This is a genomic window from Corallococcus sp. AB011P (assembly GCF_003611605.1).
Lineage (GTDB): Bacteria > Myxococcota > Myxococcia > Myxococcales > Myxococcaceae > Corallococcus > Corallococcus coralloides.
The window spans coordinates 546,940-564,599 of the sequence record NZ_RAVX01000001.1; the positions used below are offsets into that span (position 1 = coordinate 546,940).

Annotated in this window: 10 protein-coding genes and 1 pseudogene; 4 read left to right on the forward strand and 7 right to left on the reverse strand. The window is 70.7% G+C overall.

The features are described from left to right. The first annotated feature begins 35 nt into the window (after nucleotides 1-35). On the forward strand, nucleotides 36-1,007 hold the full coding sequence (locus D7X30_RS02410; RefSeq protein ID WP_120561188.1) for an alpha/beta hydrolase: 972 nt from the start codon (nucleotides 36-38) through the stop codon (nucleotides 1,005-1,007). A gap of 2 nt (nucleotides 1,008-1,009) precedes the next feature. Here D7X30_RS02410 and D7X30_RS02415 read toward each other — a convergent pair whose 3' ends face one another. Then, nucleotides 1,010-2,152 (reverse strand): hypothetical protein, encoded by a 1,143-nt coding sequence (locus D7X30_RS02415; RefSeq protein ID WP_120561189.1) that lies wholly within the window; start codon nucleotides 2,150-2,152, stop codon nucleotides 1,010-1,012. 179 nt (nucleotides 2,153-2,331) lie between these two features. Between D7X30_RS02415 and D7X30_RS02420 the strand changes: the two genes are divergently transcribed. Together D7X30_RS02420 and fliB are read left to right on the forward strand one after the other, a co-directional pair. Beyond that, nucleotides 2,332-6,192, forward strand: a complete 3,861-nt coding sequence (locus D7X30_RS02420) for a TIGR02266 family protein (protein WP_120561190.1) — start codon at nucleotides 2,332-2,334, stop codon at nucleotides 6,190-6,192. Nucleotides 6,193-6,201: 9 nt separating this feature from the next. Next, nucleotides 6,202-7,563, forward strand: coding sequence for a flagellin lysine-N-methylase (gene fliB / locus D7X30_RS02425; RefSeq protein WP_120561191.1), 1,362 nt, complete (start codon nucleotides 6,202-6,204; stop codon nucleotides 7,561-7,563). 6 nt (nucleotides 7,564-7,569) lie between these two features. Here the strand turns inward: fliB and D7X30_RS02430 are convergent. Beyond that, nucleotides 7,570-8,136, reverse strand: a pseudogene (locus D7X30_RS02430) (DsbA family protein); the annotation flags it as partial. A 182-nt stretch (nucleotides 8,137-8,318) separates the two neighbouring features. Here D7X30_RS02430 and D7X30_RS02435 point away from each other — a divergent pair. Beyond that, nucleotides 8,319-10,349 (forward strand): S9 family peptidase, encoded by a 2,031-nt coding sequence (locus D7X30_RS02435; RefSeq protein ID WP_120561193.1) that lies wholly within the window; start codon nucleotides 8,319-8,321, stop codon nucleotides 10,347-10,349. Between the two features lie 57 nt (nucleotides 10,350-10,406). Here D7X30_RS02435 and D7X30_RS02440 read toward each other — a convergent pair whose 3' ends face one another. The 5 genes from D7X30_RS02440 to D7X30_RS02460 form a co-directional block, all read right to left on the reverse strand. Beyond that, a complete protein-coding gene (locus tag D7X30_RS02440; protein WP_120561194.1) occupies nucleotides 10,407-10,685 on the reverse strand; it encodes a hypothetical protein in 279 nt (92 codons plus the stop codon). Nucleotides 10,686-10,765: 80 nt separating this feature from the next. Then, nucleotides 10,766-11,464: a DUF4142 domain-containing protein gene (locus D7X30_RS02445; protein ID WP_120561195.1), complete on the reverse strand. Its 699-nt coding sequence runs from the start codon at nucleotides 11,462-11,464 to the stop codon at nucleotides 10,766-10,768. A gap of 334 nt (nucleotides 11,465-11,798) precedes the next feature. Continuing rightward, nucleotides 11,799-13,589, reverse strand: a complete 1,791-nt coding sequence (locus tag D7X30_RS02450) for a tetratricopeptide repeat protein (protein ID WP_120561196.1) — start codon at nucleotides 13,587-13,589, stop codon at nucleotides 11,799-11,801. Further along, complete coding sequence (locus D7X30_RS02455; RefSeq protein WP_120561197.1) at nucleotides 13,586-16,729, reverse strand: DUF4175 family protein; 3,144 nt, start codon at nucleotides 16,727-16,729, stop codon at nucleotides 13,586-13,588. Before D7X30_RS02455 ends, D7X30_RS02450 begins: the two co-directional genes overlap by 4 nt. A 235-nt stretch (nucleotides 16,730-16,964) precedes the next feature. Beyond that, on the reverse strand, nucleotides 16,965-17,528 hold the full coding sequence (locus D7X30_RS02460) for a MarR family winged helix-turn-helix transcriptional regulator (RefSeq protein WP_120561198.1): 564 nt from the start codon (nucleotides 17,526-17,528) through the stop codon (nucleotides 16,965-16,967). Nucleotides 17,529-17,660 lie beyond the last annotated feature (132 nt).

Below are 17,660 nucleotides of genomic sequence, written 5' to 3' on the forward strand. Positions count from 1 at the left end.
TCAACCTCACACACCGCCGCATCCAGGAGTCACCCATGTCCACGCGTCATCTCGTCGACCCTTCTCTCCTCCCCCTCATCGCCCACGAGTTCCTCCCGGGGCTCTCCCGCGAGAACCTCGCGGACGGCCGCACGTTCATGGACCAGATGATTTCGTCCATCGCCCCCCGGACCACCGCGCTCCGGAGCGCGGTGCGCATTCCCGGGCGGAACGGAGCGCCGGACGTCCGGCTCGTCATCCAGACTCCGCCGGGCCACGCCACGGCACGGCCCGCCGTGCTGTTCCTGCACGGCGGCGGCATGGTGATGGGCAGCGCATCCATGGGCGAGGGCTTCGATGCCGAGCTCGCCCTCGCGCACAACGCCGTCGTCGTTTCGGTCGATTACCGCCTCGCGCCGGAGGTGCCGTTCCCGGGTCCCATCGACGATGTCTACGCTGCGCTGCGCTGGGTCCACGCGAATGCCGCGTCACTCGGCGTCGACCCATCGCGAATCGTCCTCATGGGGCAGAGCGCTGGTGGCGGGCTGGCCGCCTCGCTGGCGCAGCTCACCCGCGATGACAACGGGCCACGGCCCGCGGCGCAGATTCTCATCTACCCCATGCTCGACGCCCGCACGGGGACGCCCCTGGAAACGGACCCCAACCCGACGACGGGCGAGTTCTCGTGGACGCGTGCGCACACCCGCTTCGGCTGGGAGTCCCTGCGCGGGGACTACCTCCCGACCGACTCTCGCGCCGGGCACTTCTCGGCCTCGCTCGGCCAGGACGTCTCGGGCCTGCCTCCCGCCTTCATCGCCGTGGGCTCGCTCGACGTCTTCTTCGACGAGTCCATGGACTACGCCCGCCGCCTCTCCCGCGCGGGAGTCCCGGTGGAGCTCCATGTCTACCCCGGGGCCATCCACGGCTTCGATGCCATCCCGAACGCCTGGATGACCACGAGCTTCAAGCGCGAGCTGAACGAGGCGCTCACCCGTGCGCTCCGTGCGCCGCCCGAGCTGGCGTCGTGAACCTAAGCCGCCGCGGTGTTCAGCTTCAGGTCCTGGTTCAGACCCGCGTCCTTGCGCACGCGCCAGATGTACTGGTCCAGGAAGTAGTGGTGCAGCGCGAAGCCCCAGATGAAGCCTTCCATCAGGTCCCGCAGCATGAGCCCGCTGCCTCCCATCGCCAGCTTCGCGTCGAACGCGCCGCAGCCCGGATGCACGCCCATGCCGCAGCCCAGTGTCCGGTACGCCAGCGTGAACGCGAGCCCGCAGAGCGCGTAGATGATGAAGCGCTGGCTCACCTTCGGCGCCCAACCGAACGCGGTCCGGTCCACGCCTTCCGCGTGGTAGCGGTTGCGGTGAAAGAACCAGACGATGCCGTGGTACTGCACGTTGTGGAACGCCGTCACCGCCACGGTGAACATCAGGAAGTCCATCCGCCGCGACACCGACGGCCAGAACACCAGCGACGTCAGCCCCAGCGCCGCGCCCAGCATCAACAACTTGGGCCCGTTCACTCCCAGCCCCCGGCGCCACCGCCACACCTGCCTCGCCGCCAGCACCCCCACCACCGCGAGCACCAGCGCGAAGCACGCGTGCGCCACCCCGACCTCCCAGGTCGGCTCCGCCATCAGCCCCAACCGGCGCCGCGCCCCCGGATGCGTCAGCGCGAACGCCACGAACGGCGCGAGCAGCCCCACGTACAGGGTCACGCTGTCCAGCCGCCGGTCCCACGCGTCCCGCTCTCCGGCCTTGCGCTGGTAGAGCACCATGATGCCGTAGTGCTGCCGCACCACGTGCCAGTACGCCCACAGCGCCGCCAGCGTCACGAACACCGCGAACGGCCAGCGCTGCCCGGACAGCACTGACGCCGCGAACACCGCCGGCCCCGCCGCGAACCAGCCCATGCTGCCCCAGAGCAGCCGGGCTCGCGCCTTCCGCTCCCGAGCATCCAGGTACGTGCGCGACACCGTCGCGAACAGGTGCGGTCCGTCCAAGAGCAACACCCACGCCCACCACAGCGGCGGCCCGCTCACGCCCCCCAGCACGTGCAACGCCATCAGCGCCAGGCTCGCGCCCAGTCCCCCGACCGTGGAAAGCAGGTCGTGCCGTCGGTCCACCAACCACCGCGCATGCAGGGGAACAGGGGCGAAAAGGGGAACCGCGTTCATCGGGGGACTCCCGTCCGGTGGACCCGGATCCCTTTCAGCGGGAAACGAAGTCCCAGGATAGCGGGGACATACAGGTAAGTCAGATGCGCACCTGGAGGTCTCGAATGGATACCGGACGGACGGGCAGGGGGCCAGAACCCCCTTGAGGGAATGGCCCCCGGACGCGACAGTGCTGAACCATGGATCAAGGTCGGCGTACCTCGGACCGCAAGTCGGTCGGTCTGTTGGTGAAGCTCAAGCATGAGACTGTGGGGAGCTTCACCGAGGAGTTCGCCACCAACATCAGCCCCGGGGGCATGTTCATCCGCTCGCGCACGCCGCAGCCGGTGGGCACGCCCGTGCGCTTCGACGTGCAGATCGCCAACGGGGTGCGCGTGCTTCAAGGCACCGCGACCGTGCGCTGGGTGCGCGACGTGAACGACCCCGCGGGGCCTCCGGGCATGGGGTTGCAGTTCCAGGAGCTGGATACCGCGAGCCGCGCGCTCGTGGACCTGATGCTCCAGCGCAAGCCGGGTGGCAGTGCCGTGCCCGCCGCCGCGCCGCTGCCGTCCATTGCTCCGGTCGTGGCGCCGGGCATCGCGCCGTTGGCCGCGCCAGGCATCGCGCCATTGAGCGCGCCGGGCATCGCACCGTTGAGCGCGCCGGGCATCGCACCGTTGAGCGCGCCGGGCATCGCACCGGTGCGTCCGCCCGTGGCCGCGCCGCCGGTTTCCAACGCCGCCGCGCCCCGGCCCGCCGCCGCCCCCGCGCGTCCCGCAGCCGTCGCACAGCCCGCGCAACCGGCCGCGGGCGGCGTCGCGCTCGATTCATTGTTCGACGACCTGGATGCGCCGTCCGCCCCCGTGCCCGCGGCGGACGAGCCGTTCTCGCTGGGCGGCGCGGACGAGCCGTTCTCGTTGGGCGCTCCGGACGAGGACATGGGGCTCGCGCAGGCGGACTCCGCGAACGACGTGGACATCCCGCTGGACGAGCTCATCGCGGGGACGCCTCCGCCCACCGTGCAGGGCGTGCTGTCGGGAGACGACGAGCCGCTGCCGGGGCTCGACTTCGAGTTCGAGGCTCCGGCCATGGATTCGCCCATCGCCATGGGCCAGCCGCTGGATGAGGTGCCCATCGAAGTAGGGCTCTCCGTGGAGGACGACGCGGCTTCGGACGCGGGCGACGCGGGTGGGTTCGAGCTGGATTTCTCGGATGTCGCTCCCGCGCCGCCGCCTCGCGCCGCGCCGGTGCCTCCCGCGCCCGTGCAGCGCGCGGCCCCTCCGCCTCCGCCCGCCGCGATGCCGGTCGTGCCGCCGGTGGCTCCCGCCAGGCCCTCTGGCGGCAGCGCCGAGTTCGACTTCGACCTGTCATCCCTGGACGACGAGGCCCCGCTGGAGCTGGCGCGCGAACCCACGTCCTCGCCGGGCCGTCAGCGGCCGTTGGGGCGTGAGCCCGCGTCCTCGCCCGGCCGTGCCGCCGCGCCGGGGCTGGGGCGTGAGCCTGGATCCGCGGCGGGTCGTGCCCCGGGGCTGGGGCGTGAGCCTGGATCCGCCGCCGGCCGTGCCGCCGTGCCGGGCCTGGGACTCGAGCCTCGCTCTTCCGGTGGTCGCCCTGCCGCGCCGGGCCTGGGACTGGAGCCTGGATCCGCCGCCGGCCGTGCCGCCGTGCCGGGCCTGGGACTCGAGCCTCGCTCTTCTGGAGGTCGCCCCGCGGCACCGGGCCTGGGACTGGAGCCTCGCTCTTCTGGTGGTCGTCCCGCGGCGCCGGGCCTGGGACTTGAACCGCTCTCCTCTGGCGGACGTACCGCCGCGCCGGGCCTGGGGCGTGAGCCTGGATCCGCCGCCGGACGTCCCTCCGTGCCAGGTCTGGGGTTGGAGCCTGGATCCGCGGCGGGTCGCGCCGCCGCGCCGGGACTGGGCCGCGAGCCTGGATCCGTGGCGGGGCGTCCCTCGGCGCGCGCTCCGGGTGAGCTGCCGTTGGAGCCCGGCTCCTTCGCCAACCGTCCCGCGGCGCCCGGCCTGGGCCGCGAGCCCGGTTCCGCCGCGGGCCGCGCTCCCGACCTCTCCCAGGAGCCTGCGTCGTCCTGGGGCCGCGCCGTCCCGCAGCAGCCTCCCGCGCCGCAGCGCCCGTCCGGCGGCAGCGCCGAGTTCGACCTGGACCTGTCCATCGACGACGACGGGCCGCTGGAACTGGCGCGCGAGCCCGTGTCCTCTTCGGGCCGTCCCGCCGCGAGGCCCATGGCCCCGCCGCCGCCGAGCGTGCTTCCTCCCTCCGTGCGCCAGGCCCCGCCCGCGCCCGCCGCCCCGAGCGCCCCCGCGACGCTCGCGCCCGCCGCCGCGCCGGTGGCCTCCGCGCCGCCTCCCCTGGACGCCAACGGCCAGGTGCGCCCCATCTACCTCACGCCGCCGCAGACGCTGGCCGGCACGGGACCGGTCATCGGCATCGACCTGGGCACCACCAACTCCTGCGTGGCGCTCCTGTCCAACGGCCGGCCCGTCGTGCTCCGCTCGCGCGAGGGCTACAACACCATCCCGTCCGTCATCTCGCTGAGCGCGCAGAACAAGCTGCTCGTCAGCCACCGCGCGAAGAACCAGCTCGTCCTCCGGCCCACGCACACCATCTACGGCGCGAAGCGCCTGGTGGGCCGTCCCTACGACAGCGCCGTGGTGAAGCAGGTGCGCGAGCGCTTCCACTACGAAATCACCCCGGACGCCGCCGGCCGCGCCGCCGTGCGCCTGGGCAACGACGTGCTGTCGCTGGAAGAGGTGCAGGGCCTCATCCTGCGCGAGTGCAAGGAGATGGCCGAAACCCACCTCAACCAGAAGGTGGAGCGCGCAGTGGTGACCGTGCCGGCCTACTACTCCGAGCCCCAGCGTGAAGCGGTCCGCAAGTCAGGCGCGATGGCCGGCCTCAAGGTGGAGCGCATCCTCAACGAGCCCACGTCCGCGGCGCTCGCGTACGGCCTCAACCGCGAGCTCAACAAGAAGGTGCTCGTCTACGACCTGGGCGGCGGCACCTTCGACGCGACCATCCTGCGCATCGAGAAGAACGTCTTCGAGGTGCTGGGCACCGGCGGCGACATCTTCCTGGGCGGTATCGACTTCGACAACCTCATCGTCGACTTCCTGCTGGAGCGCTTCCAGGAGAAGGAAGGCATCGCGTTCAACGGAGACGGCATCGCCCTGTCGCGCGTGGGTGACGCCGCCGAGCGCGCGAAGATGGCGCTGTCCGAGCGCAGCACGTTCGAGGTCCACATCCCCATGTTGATGATGGACGACGCAGGCCGTCCCCGGGACCTGCGCGTGACGATGTCGCGCCAGGACCTGGAGAAGATCTGCGACCCGCTGCTCAACCGCACCGTCGACGTGGTGCGCGACGTGCTCCTGGACTCCAAGCTGAAGGCCTCGGAGGTGGACGACATCATCCTGGTGGGCGGCATGAGCCGCATGCCGCTGGTGCGCGACAAGCTCAAGGGCCTGTTCGGCAAGAACGCGCAGGCGAGCGTCAACGCGGACGAGGCCGTGGCGCTGGGCGCGGCGCTGTACTCGGGCTCGGTGGACAAGGTGAGCAGCGTGGTGCTCATCGACGTGCTGCCCATGACCATTGGCGTGGCCATGCCCGGCGGCGGCTTCAAGCGCGTCATCGAGCGCAACAGCCCGCTGCCCACGCAGCGCTCGTTCGCCATCAGCACGTCACAGGACAACGAAGAGCGGATGGAGCTGTCCGTCTTCCAGGGCGAGGACAACCACATCTCCGCCAACGAGTACCTGGGCACCGTGCGCATGGAAGGTCTCCCACGCGGCCCCAAGGGCTCCGTGCGCGTGGCGGTGACGCTCAAGCTCGACTCCGAATGCGTGCTGCACGTGGAGGCGCGTGAGTATTCGACGCGCAAGGAAGTGAAGGCGACGCTCGCCACGCGCTACTCGCCGGAGGAACTCCAGAAGCAGCTCCAGGTGAGCAAGGAGGCGGTGAGCGCCGCCGAGGAGCGCCGGGGCGCGGACCTCAAGGATCGCGCGGGCCGCTTCTGGGGGTTCGTGAAGAAGGCGCTGGGGCGCAAGTAGACTGGCGCGATGACGGCCTCCGCCCCCCGCTACATGGCGCGCTTCCGTTGCATCGCGGAGGCGTGCGAGGACACCTGCTGCGCGGGGCTGACCGTGCCCATCAGCGAGTCGCGCTGGAGCCTGCTGCGCCAGAAGGTCGAGGGCACACCGGACGAAGCGCGCGTCGCGGCGCTGATTACTCCGAACCCGGACGGCGCCACGGGCCAGCAGGCGGGCATCCTGGGCAAGCGCGCGGACGGGCACTGCGCCTTCCTGGACGAAGCGAAGCTGTGCTCGCTCCAGCGCCGGTATGGCGAAGCGGTGCTGCCAGACGGCTGCTCCGTCTTCCCGCGAGTGCTCACGCGCTGGGGCGCGCAGGTGGAGATGTCCGGGTCGCTCGCGTGTCCGGAGACGGCGCGCCTGTGCCTGCTGTCCGAGGACGCGCTGGTGCGCGAGCCCGTGCCCGAGGAACAGGCCCTGCGTCCACAGGTCGCGCGGCAGGTGGCGGCGGGGGACGACGCGTGGACGGCCCACGCGGACACCGTGCGCGAGGCGATGCTGCGGCTCTTGAATCGCCGCGAAGCCCCGTTCGCCGCGAGGTTGTACGCGCTGGGCCGCATGGCGCTGGACCTGGGCGACTTCTACTTCCCGGGGACCACGGCGTTCGGTTCAGCGGCAGGCGAGGCGTCGCAGCCTCCCAGCGCGAGCGCCGCCTCCGCGCCCGAGGTGCGCGGGCCCATGGCGGACTCCGCGCCGGATACGGGCGAGGGCCGCGCGGAAGCGGCCGAAGCGCGGCTCGCGCGGGTCCTGCGCGAGTACGACTCGCCGGACACGCTTGCGTCGCTGCACGCGCAGCTCGAAGCGCTGGAGTTGCCTGGAGGTCCGTGGGCCGGCATCTGCGCCGCCGTGCTCCGTTCACGCGAGGCCGCCGTGAGCAGCCCGCGCTTCCTCTCGCTCATGAGCGCCGTGCGCGCGTCCTACGGTGGCGCGGACACGCATCCAGACAAGGCGTGGGAACTCCATGCCGCGCGGCGCTCCGCCCTGGAGTCCCTGCATGGCGAGCGCGTGCACCAGTACTTCCTGCACCACGCGCTCAACCACGTCCTGCGCCACCCGTTCACCGAGGCCGAGAGCCTCCTGAACGCCGTGTTCCTGCTCGTGCTGCGCGCCTCCGTGGTGCGCTGGGTGCTGCTCGGGCACCCGGCCGTGGAGGCGCTGCTGGAGGCTCCCGGAACGCCCGAGGCCGCGCTGGACGCCGCCGCCGTGGAGGCGTTCCAGCTCGTCGCCAAGCACGTGGAGCAGGCGCCCTCGTTCCTGGACTTCGCCAAGGGACTGGCCGGCGAAGGTCCGGAGACCTTCGCGCGGCTGCTCATCCTGGTGAAGGGCCTGTAGCTCCCGTCAGCCCTGCTGATTCTTCGGCTTCGCGCCCAACTGCTGCATGGCCCGCTGGAATGACGGGTACTCGTGCGCGCCCTGGATGGCGAGCTTGTCGCCCAGGATGAAGGTGGGCACCGCGCGGATGCCCATCTCCTGGGCCTCGCGCACGGACTCCTCCACCACCTGCCGGTAGCGGCCTTCCTCCACGGCGCGCTGGAGCTCGTCCGGATCCAACCCGGCCTCCACGCCCGCGGCCCGCAGCGTGTCCCACTGCCAGAGGTCCTGACCTTCACTCCAGTAGCGGCGCAGGATGGCTGCCTGGAAGGGCTCCAGCCTTCCTTCCGCGCGCGCGTACTCCGCCGCCTCGTGCGCTCGGCGCGTGGACGGGATGATGTCCCGCTGCACCATCGTCAGCCCGGCCTTCGCGGCTCGGAGCTTCAGCGGATTGTTGGGGTCCTTCATCCCCTGGCGCACGTACTCGGGTAACGGCAGCCCTTCCGGAGGCGTCTCCGGGCGCAGGAAGTAGGGGTGCCACTCCACCTGGACGTCGTATTCCTTCTTCAGCTTCTCGACCTCACCGAGGCCGACGTAACACCAGGGTCAAACGAAGTCGGACCAGATGTGGACGATGATGGGTGCGCTCATGGGCTGAATCTCTAGCACCGCGCGTCAGGGCCTTCCACCTGTTCCACCCGGGCCCGCATCCATCGGTGGACAGTCCGCCCTCCCGAGGGCACGGTCCGGCTTCCATCTCTCCGGAGGAACCTTCCGTGCCCCTGTCGCTCCTCGCGGCCCTGGCGCTCGGCGCCAACCCCGCGCCCGCGCCTCACCCGTTCAATCAACAGGACCTGGTCACGCTGCGCCGGCTCAGCAGCCCGCGCGTCTCTCCCGACGGCCGCCAGGTCGCCTACGTCCTGCGCTCCACCGACCTGGAGGCGAACCGCGGCCGCACCGACCTGTGGCTCGTCAACCTGGATGGCGCCGCGCCGCGCCAGCTCACCTCGGACCCGAGCAGCGACAGCGACCCCGTCTGGGCCCCGGACGGCAAGAGCCTCTTCTTCCTGTCGTCACGCGGCGGCTCGTCGCAGGTGTGGCGCCTGCCCGTGGACGGAGGTGAGCCGCTGCCCGTCACGAAGCTGCCGCTGGACGTGAACAGCTTCGCGCTGTCGCGTGACGGCCAGCAGCTCGCGGTGGCGCTGGACGCGCGCCCCGACTGCGCGGACCTGGCGTGCAACACCCAGCGCGCCGCGGAGGCCTCCAAGAAGAAGACCACCGGCCGCGCGTATGATCAGCTCTTCGCCCGCCACTGGGACACCTGGAAGGACGGCACGCGTTCGCACCTGTTCGTCGTCCCCGTGGCCGGCGGCACGGCGGTGGACGTGATGAAGGGCATGGACGCGGACGCGCCCAGCAAGCCCTTTGGCGGCGCGGAGGAGTTCACCTTCACCCCGGACGGCAAGGGCATCGTCTTCGCCGCGCGCGACGTGGGCCCCACCGAGTCGTGGTCCACCGACCTGGACCTGTTCCTCGCGCCCGTCGACGGAAAGACGAAGCCGCGCAAGCTCACGGAGAAGAACCGCGCCACGGACACCAGCCCGGTGTTCAGCCCGGACGGCAAGACGCTCGCGTACGTGGCCATGTCCCGCCCCGGCTTCGAGGCCGACCGCTACCGCGTCATCCTGCGCACGTGGCCGGGCGGCCAGGAGCGCGTGCTGACCCAGGACTGGGACCGCTCGGCCGGCTCGCTCGCGTGGAGCAAGGACGGCGCCACGCTCTACACCACCGCCAACGACGTGGGGCAGAATACCGTGTTCGCCCTGGACGTGGCCACCGGCAAGGCGCGCAGCCTCACCCAGGGCGGCAGCGCGGACGGCGCCCAGCCCGCGGCGGACGGCCAGGTCGTCTACGCGATGGATGACCTGGACTCGCCGGCGGACCTGTACGCGGTGAAGGCGGACGGCACCGGCGCGCGGCAGCTCACCCAGGTGAACAAGGACGCGCTCGCGGGCCTGAAGTTCGGCGCCTTCGAGCAGTTCAACTTCCCGGGCTGGAACAACGAGACGGTGCACGGCTACGTCGTGAAGCCCGTGGACTTCGACCCGAAGCGCCAGTACCCGCTGGCCTTCCTCATCCACGGCGGGCCGCAGGGCAGCTTCGGCAACCACTTCCATTACCGGTGGAACCCGCAGGTGTACGCGGGCCGCGGCTACGTGGCGGTGATGATCGACTTCCACGGCTCCACCGGCTACGGCCAGGCCTTCACGGACTCCATCTCCGGGGACTGGGGCGGCAAGCCGCTGGAGGATTTGCAGAAGGGCCTGAACGCCGCGCTCCAGAAGTACCCCTTCATCCACAAGACGAAGCGGTGCGCGCTGGGCGGCAGCTACGGCGGGTACATGATCAACTGGATCGCCGGCAACTGGGCGGACGGCTTCCAGTGCCTCGTGAACCACGACGGCATCTTCGACGAGCGCGCCGCCTACTACGACACCGAGGAGCTGTGGTTCCCCGAGTGGGAGCACAAGGGGCTGCCCTGGGAGAAGCCGGAGTCGTACGAGAAGTTCAACCCGGTGAACCAGGTGGCGAAGTGGAAGACGCCCATGCTCGTCATCCACGGCGGCAAGGACTACCGCGTGGTGGACACGCAGGGCATCGCCACCTTCACCGCGCTCCAGCGCCGCGGCATCCCGTCCCGCTTCCTGTACTTCCCGGACGAGAACCACTGGGTGCTCAAGCCGCAGAACAGCATCCAGTGGCACGACGAGGTGCTGGGCTGGCTGGACCGCTGGACGCGCAAGTAGCCAGGCCCGGCGCGAAGTGAGCCCTGGGGCCCAAGGCCCCAGGGTTTCATGCGGGTTTCAGGGAATGCCGAAGCAGTCATCGATGCAGCTGGCGATGACCTCCGCGCAGGTGCGGTCGGAGATGCACTGCGAACACTCCGCGGTGCGCTCGCGGCGTTTGTCCTGCTCGCTCTCCTTCTCCTCCTCCCAGGCGCTCACCTTCTCGGCGCACTTGCCGGTGTCCAGGTCGGAGTCGAAGCACTGCTTGCGGTAGTCGCAGATGGCGTCGGCGTCGTTGGAGCAGCCGGTGAGGAGCAGCACGGAGACACAGGAGGCCAGGGCAATCAGTCGGGACATGGCCCGGCACTATGCACGCGGAGGGCGCCTCCCGTGAATGCACTTCCAAAGGAGGCGCTCCGCACTTCAGCGCCGCTGCATTACTTCGTCTTCGTCGCATCACCCGTGGAGCCGTGGTCCATGGTGCCGCCCTGCATGCCGGCGCCGCCCACGCCCATGACGTCGTCCAGCTTGCCCAGCGTCTGGTAGGCCATGTCGCGGTGCTTGGGCAGCTCCTGGGTGAGGTTCGTGAGCAGCGTGGCCAGCTCGCCCGTGGCGCTCATGCCCTGCTGGGCGGCCATCACCTTGCCGATGGCGGCGTCATGGGCGCCGACCTGGGCGGACATGTACATCGAGTCGAACGGCGCGCCCTTCAGCGCCTGGAGCTTCTCCATGTCCGCCTTGTCCGCGGCCATGGACTTCTTCTCCAGGTCATTGGTGGGCTTGGGCATCTCCGCCAGCTTCATGTTCTGCGACTTCGCATAGTCCATGACCTTCTGGTCGGCGGTCGTGTGCGCGTCCACCATCATCTTGGCGTAGCTCTGCACGTCCGGGTTCTGCGAGTTCTGCTGCGCGAGCTTCGCCTGCTTGATCTCCGACTGGTTGATGTAGTGCAGGCGCTCCAGGAAGGCCTTCGGATCCGCCGGGACGACGAAGCCCTTGAACTCCACCGTGCCCTTGGCGGCGGTGGGCGTCTTCTCTCCGACCGGCGGGTTGGGGGACGTGGCGCTCTGGGCCAGCGAGACACCGCCGGTGAAGAGGACCGCGGCGAGGGTGACTCCGTGCAGGGTGCGCTTCATTGGGTGCTGCTCCTTTTCAGGGCCTCGGAAGTGAGGCGGGACAAGGTCGGTGGACCGGACACACTCCCGGATCCGCGCGGCGCACGTTGGAGCAGGGCGCGACAGCGAACCCAGGGGGTGGGAGGGCGGACGTGTGCCAATTCACGTTGCATCCCGGACCCGGTGCGGCAGTGGACAGCACCCCTGCCCCAGGGAGCGGGCGCGGACGTTCAGCACCACACGGCTGTCTGGGAACGCCATCCCGTCCTCCTCGTGCCCGGAAAGCCAGGCATCCCGGGAGGGAGGGAAGAGAACGGAGGCAGGGCCCCGGCTGGCTGGCCGCCGGGGAGGAGGGCTACTTCGCGGGCTGCGGCGCCGGTTTCGGCGCGGCCTTCTTCTCAGAAGCCGGCGCCGGCTTCGGGGCGTCGGGCGTGCTGGCGGGGACGTTCTTCGTGTCCGACAGCTCGTCCTCGGCGCGCAGGAAGGCCTGGGCGGCGCGGTCCACGTCATCGGGCTTGAGGCCCGTGAGGTTGGCGGCGGCCGCGCGCGTGCGCGACGCGAGCGCCGTCTCCCCCAGCGCGCCGTGGATGCGCGTGAGGGCCACGTGGATCTCCGGGTCGAACGGATCCGAGGCCAGCGCCTCCAGGTACGCCGTCTTCGCCTTCGGGTAGTCCTTGCGGAACAGCAGGATGCGGCCCAGGTGCACGTTGGTGGAGGGCGAGCCCGGGTGCATGCGCAGCGAGCCGCGCAGCACGGACTCCGCCTCATCCAACCGGCGCAGCTCCAGGAGCGCGAGCGCGAACTTGTTGGACACCGACTCGTACTTGTCGCCCACCAGCTTGTGCGCCCGCGCGTATTCCTCCGCGGCGGCCTTCACGCGGTTGCGCTCGCGCAGCACTTCCCCCAGGTGCGCGAACTTGCGCGCGGGGACTTCGGTCACCTCGGAGAAGCCGCCGAAGGAGATTTCACGCCCCTTCTTCTCGCTGTCCTTCTGCGCGCCCTTGGCGTCCTCCTTGAGCACCACGCGGTCATCGCGCGGCACCAGCTCCTGCGGGAAGGGCTGCTTCTTCACGTAGGACAGCCACGTCTTCTCGAAGAGGGGGAAGGGCATGCCCGTCGCAGCCTCCACCGCCTTCTTGTCCGGCTGGCCCGCCTTCAGCTCCTGGAGCAGGGCGCGCAGGCCCGCGGTGCCCTTGGTGCCGTGGATGTAGTCGATGGCGTAGAACACCTCCGCGAACGCGGTGGCCGCGTCCTCCGCCGTGGGCAGCATGGCGATGGAGGGGTGCATCTTCTCGAAGGGGATGAGCTTGTCCTCCTTCACGCGCTTGCCCAGGAGAGCCTGCGTGGAGGGCGTCATGGCCAGGCCGCCCTTGCCGCGCCAGCGCGACTCCAGGAACTTGGCCAGGCCTTCGTGCAGCCAGATGGGCACGGTGTTGTGGGACATCTGGCTGACCACCAGGTGCACGTACTCGTGCGCCAGCGTGTCCTGCCAGTCGTAGCCCTGCGCCACGGCCTTGGGGCTCGTGACCATCAGCTTGTTGAACTTGCAGATGGCGATGGTGCCCGTGGTGCGGATCTGCTTCTCCGTCAGCGTGCTGACGCGGGACAGCTCGCGCGCGTTGTTCACCACCTCCACGCGCACCTTGCCCGGCGGCGTCCAGCCCAGGTCCTCCGCGAGCGCCCGGTGGATGGCCTCCAGCGTCTCCAGCGCGTAGGGCACCAGGATCTCTTCCTTGCCCTTCGGGTAGAAGAAGATGAAGTGCTCGCTCTCCGCGCGCTGGTGGTCCTTGACGATGGTGCGCGTGTCCTTGGCGAGGCGCAGGTAGCTGCCCGGCTTGTCCTCGATGTTGGCGCCTTCCAGCAGCGTCACCGCGTCGTCGTACTGGCCCTCCTCGAAGGCCACGCGCCCCTGGAAGTACTTCAGCGGCTCCAGTTCGGACGGAACGCGCTTCTCGACCTCGGCCAGCTCGCGGCGGGCGCTTCCCACGTCCCAGTCGTCCAGCGACTGTTCCACCTTGCCCAGCCGCTGCTTCACCTCTTCCTTGAGGGCCGCGTCGGGCGGTTGCGCGAAGGCCGTGGGGACGGCGAGGAGGAGGGCGCACAGGACGCCCAGGCCCGGGATGGTCGCGTGCATGCGGCGGCTCACTTCACCAACTCCTCGTAGTAGCGCTTCACCTGTTCGCGGTACTTCTCCGGCGCGCCCTGCTTCATCGCGTCCAGCAGGTCCTTGCGGAACTCGCGAGGCGCCTGGAACGCGTCCTCGTCCGGCAGCTCCACCTTGTCCTGCGGGTTGCGGCCATTGCCTTCCTGGCGGCGGCCGGAGCCCATGGGCATGGGCAGCCCGCGGCCGCCCTTGCGGCCCTGCTGGCTCTGCTGCATCTGCTGCTGGAAGCGCTTGAGGCCTTCCATGGCGGCCTGCTGTTCACCGTAGCCGCGGCCTGGGTCCTTGCCCTGCATGCGCTGGGACGCCTCGCCCATGCGCTGGCCAATCTCATCCATCTGCTGGCCGGCCTCTTCCCCGAACAGCGGCGCCGTCTGCTCCATGTCCTCCATCTGCTGGCGCAGGCCCTGCGCGCGCTGCTCCAGCTGCTGCTGGCGCTGGCCCAGCTGCTGGAGCTGCTGCTTCTCCTGCTGCGACAGCTGCGAGCCCGGCGGCGGGAAGAGGTTCTGCAGCTGCTGGCTCACGTCCGCCACGTCGCGCGCGTCCTTCTTGAGCTGCTCCGCCATCTTCGCGGACTGCTGGCGCACCTCCGGCGGGTTGCCGAACATCTCATCCAGCTGGCGTTGTTGCTCGCCCATGCTGGACAGCTGGCGCGCGGCGTCCTCGGCGCGCGCGGCGGACTCCGCGGCGAGGTCGAAGTCGTCCACCTTGAGCGCGTTCTCCACGTTGCGCAGCTCGGACTGGGCCTCCTCCAGGGGGCGGGCCGCGCGGCTGTTGAGCCGGCCCGGGTCCAGCTTCTGGTAGTCCTCCTGCACCTGCTTCAGCTTGCGGTTGAGCTCGTCCTTGAGGGCCTGGCCCTTCTCCTTGAGCCGGTCGCGGTTCTGGCCGCGGGCCTGGTCGCGCAGGGCGCGAGTCTGCTCCGCGACCTTCTGCTGCTCGTTCATGGTGCCCTGCAGGTCGTCCATGAACTTGCCGAACTTCTCCGCGAGCTCCGGGTACTGCTCCGCGCCGAAGTCCTCCTGGGACTTGTCCATGGACTCGAGCATCTCGTCCATCTGCATGCCCAGCTCCTGGAGCTTCGCCAGGGCCTCGTCCGCCTTGCCCTCCTGCATCAGGCGCTCGACTTCATCCATGGCGCCCTGCATGTCCTCCTGCTGCATCATCTCCGACAGCGCCTCCGCGTTGAGGTGCTCGTCGCGGATGCCCTTGCGCAGCTCGGCCATGCGCTGCATCAGCTCCTGGATGCGCGACTTGAGCTGTTGGATCTGCTGCATCACCTGCTCGCGCGCGGACTCGTCCGGGTTGGCCTTGAACTGTTCGATGAGGCGCGACAGGTCGCGGCGCTCGTTGGCCAGCTGCTTCGTCAGCTCCTGGAGCGCCTCCAGCTTCTGCCGGTCCAGCAGGGACTCCAGGTAGAGGATGTCGCGCTCCAGGCCCTCGATTTCGTCCTCCACCACGGCGGTGAGCCGGGTGCCGGTGCCCCAGTCCTCGCCGCGCGCGCGCTGGGTGCGCAGGTACAGGCGGCGGAAGTCGGAGGTGGTGCCCACGCTGCGCTTGAGCTCCCCGCCGATGTTCAAGAGCGCGGAGACGATTTCCTTGGGCACGTCCTTCTCCCGGGACAGCTCGGCGCCTTGAGCGCGGAAGTCATCCGCGAGCTGCTGGCCGCTCGTGTCCACGGACTTCGCGGTCTCCACCGCGGTCGCGTCCTTCTGCTTCGCGCGGTCGGGCCCCTCCAGGCGGTCCGCCAGGTGGTCCACGAGGCGGCCCCACAGGACCTCGGCCTTCTCCAGGGCGGCGCGGCGGTGCTCGGCGGCGCTGTAGACGCGCAGGGTCTGCGTGCGGCTGACGCCCTTCTTGGGGCCCTCCACCGCGTCGTTGTCCCGGGCCTCCACGTAGTAGGTGATGCGGTCGCCGGGGGCGGGCTTGAGCGGGCCCAGGTCCCAGTTGAAGGTGCCCCGGCTGCGGCGGCTGTCCTCGCGCGGCAGGTTCACGCGCGTCTCCTGCTTCGCGCCGGGCATGCGGTACACCAGCGCCAGGCCGGACAGGCCGTAGTCGTCGGTGGCCTCGAACTTGAGCGTCACCGTCTGGCCGGGGTCGACCTCAATCTCCGTGGACGGCGTGAGCAGCGTCACCTGGGGCGCCTTGTCCGCCTCCACGGTGAGCGGGATGTCCGGGCCCACCGCGAGCGGCTTCGCGCGCGAGGCATAGAAGACGAAGTGGTAGTGGCCGCCCTGCTTCGCGACGAAGCTGCCGGCGAGCTCCCGGCCGCCGGTGACGGTGAGGGGTAGCGTCTGGTCGTTGACGACGACCTCCGCGCGCTCGATGGGACGGTCCGAGCGCGTCTTCAGCACGACCTCGGTGCCGGCGGGCGCGCTGATCTCGCCGTTGGTGCCGGGCACGGTGCGCGGCGCGAGGCCGGTGTACGCGGGGTATCGGTAGGTCAGCTCGATGTCGCCGGTGATGGGCTCCGCCTGCGCGGCGGTCTCCGGGCGCGCGGCCTGCTCACGCAGGTGCTTCCAGCCCGCGGCCCACCGGCCGCCCACGAAGAACATCAGCACCGCGAGCGCCAGCACCACGCCGCCGCACGCCATGGCCACGCGGCGCAGCGGCTGGCGGTCCACCACGAGCCCGGGGTCCACCGTGTGGGCGCGCTCGTCCATCTGCCGCAGGAACGCGTCCGCGAGCTGGGGGGACCAGCCGGCCTCGTCACGGCGCTCGCGCGACAGCTCCACCGCGGCGAGCACGTCCAGCGACAGCTCCGGGCGGCGCTGGCCCACGAGCCGGGCGGTGCGCGCGTCGTCGCCCACCTGCCGGTGCGCGAGCACGACGCCAAAGACGTACGCCACCGCCGCGCCCACGGGCAGGGCGAGCCACAGGAGGCTCCGGGCGAGCCCTGGCACCGCGCGGCCCAGAAGGCCCGTGGCGAACAGGAGCACGAGGGCCGCGACGGCGCCCAGCAGCAGGCCCTGGGCCCAGAGCTGGCGGCGCTGGCGGGCACGCACCTGGGCGAGCAGCTCCGCCACGCCTCCGGAGCGCGCTTCGCGCCGGGCCTGGGGAGGCGGGGCCGGAGGAGGCGGCGGGGGCGGCAGCTCGGGGGCTGGGCTCTGCGGTGTCTCGAGGTTCACGCTGGCTTGTCCGCTCGTCGGTCGCGAGCCAACCCCGGGCGGGGCGGCCTATTTCCCAATTGTGGCGCACTCCCGCCGTCTTCGCGCGTGCATCGCCGGGGCGGAGGACAGAAAGGGAGGAGCCTGTGTCCGCCGCACGAAGGAGGGGCGGACGGCAGGGTTCTGGGGATAACGCGAAAGGGGGACCCGGGCCCTCCCCGTCCGGTGGGGACGGTGGGAGGGCAGGGGGGCGCGCTCAGCCTTCGGCGGGAGGAACGGGGCGGGAGGAAGCCGGAGTGTCCTCCAGGGGCGCGGAGAGGCCGCCCAGCTCCTCGGCGAGCGCCTTGAGCACTTCCTGGGTGAAGACGATGCGGTCGCGGGCCAGGCGGGCGAGCACGCGCTGCACGGCGGACTCGACGGTGCCCTCGGACGGAATGTCCAGCGCGCGGCCGGAGTCGGTCAGCGCGAAGAGCGCCTTGCGGCCGTCGAGCGGATCCGACTTGCGCTCCAGCAGGCCGCGCTTCTCCAGGCGCTTGAGCACGCCGGTGAGCGTGCTGGGGTGCACGTGGAGGATGTTGGCGAGCGCGCCGGCGGTGATGCCCGGGAAGCGGCCCACCAGCCGGATGACCAGCCGCTGCGGGCCGGTGAGTCCCAGCGTGGACTCCATCCGCTTGGACGTGGACTGCAGACCATGATCCACGGCCCACAGGAGGCGCATGAACTCCAGCACCTCACCCAGCTGCTGCTGATGCGGCTGCGAACCCCGGGACCTGCTGCCGTCCGGGCCTGGTATCGACTCCGGGGCTTGTGTGTCCTTCATGGGCGCATCCTCCCTCACCTCCGGCCTCCCTGTCTTTCCGTTGTGTTCCAAAGGTGGGCGTGTCCTAGCGCGTCGGCCTGGGCGTTCCAGCAAAATCCGGAAGGGGTGCTCTCAGGCGGACGGGGCCGCCCG

Coding starts and splice junctions, on each gene's coding strand:
- D7X30_RS02410 (WP_120561188.1), top strand. CDS start 36: ATGTCCACGCGTCATCTCGTCGACCCTTCTCTCCTCCCCCTCATCGCC.
- D7X30_RS02415 (WP_120561189.1), bottom strand. CDS start 2,152: ATGAACGCGGTTCCCCTTTTCGCCCCTGTTCCCCTGCATGCGCGGTGG.
- D7X30_RS02420 (WP_120561190.1), top strand. CDS start 2,332: ATGGATCAAGGTCGGCGTACCTCGGACCGCAAGTCGGTCGGTCTGTTG.
- fliB (WP_120561191.1), top strand. CDS start 6,202: ATGACGGCCTCCGCCCCCCGCTACATGGCGCGCTTCCGTTGCATCGCG.
- D7X30_RS02440 (WP_120561194.1), bottom strand. CDS start 10,685: ATGTCCCGACTGATTGCCCTGGCCTCCTGTGTCTCCGTGCTGCTCCTC.
- D7X30_RS02445 (WP_120561195.1), bottom strand. CDS start 11,464: ATGAAGCGCACCCTGCACGGAGTCACCCTCGCCGCGGTCCTCTTCACC.
- D7X30_RS02460 (WP_120561198.1), bottom strand. CDS start 17,528: ATGAAGGACACACAAGCCCCGGAGTCGATACCAGGCCCGGACGGCAGC.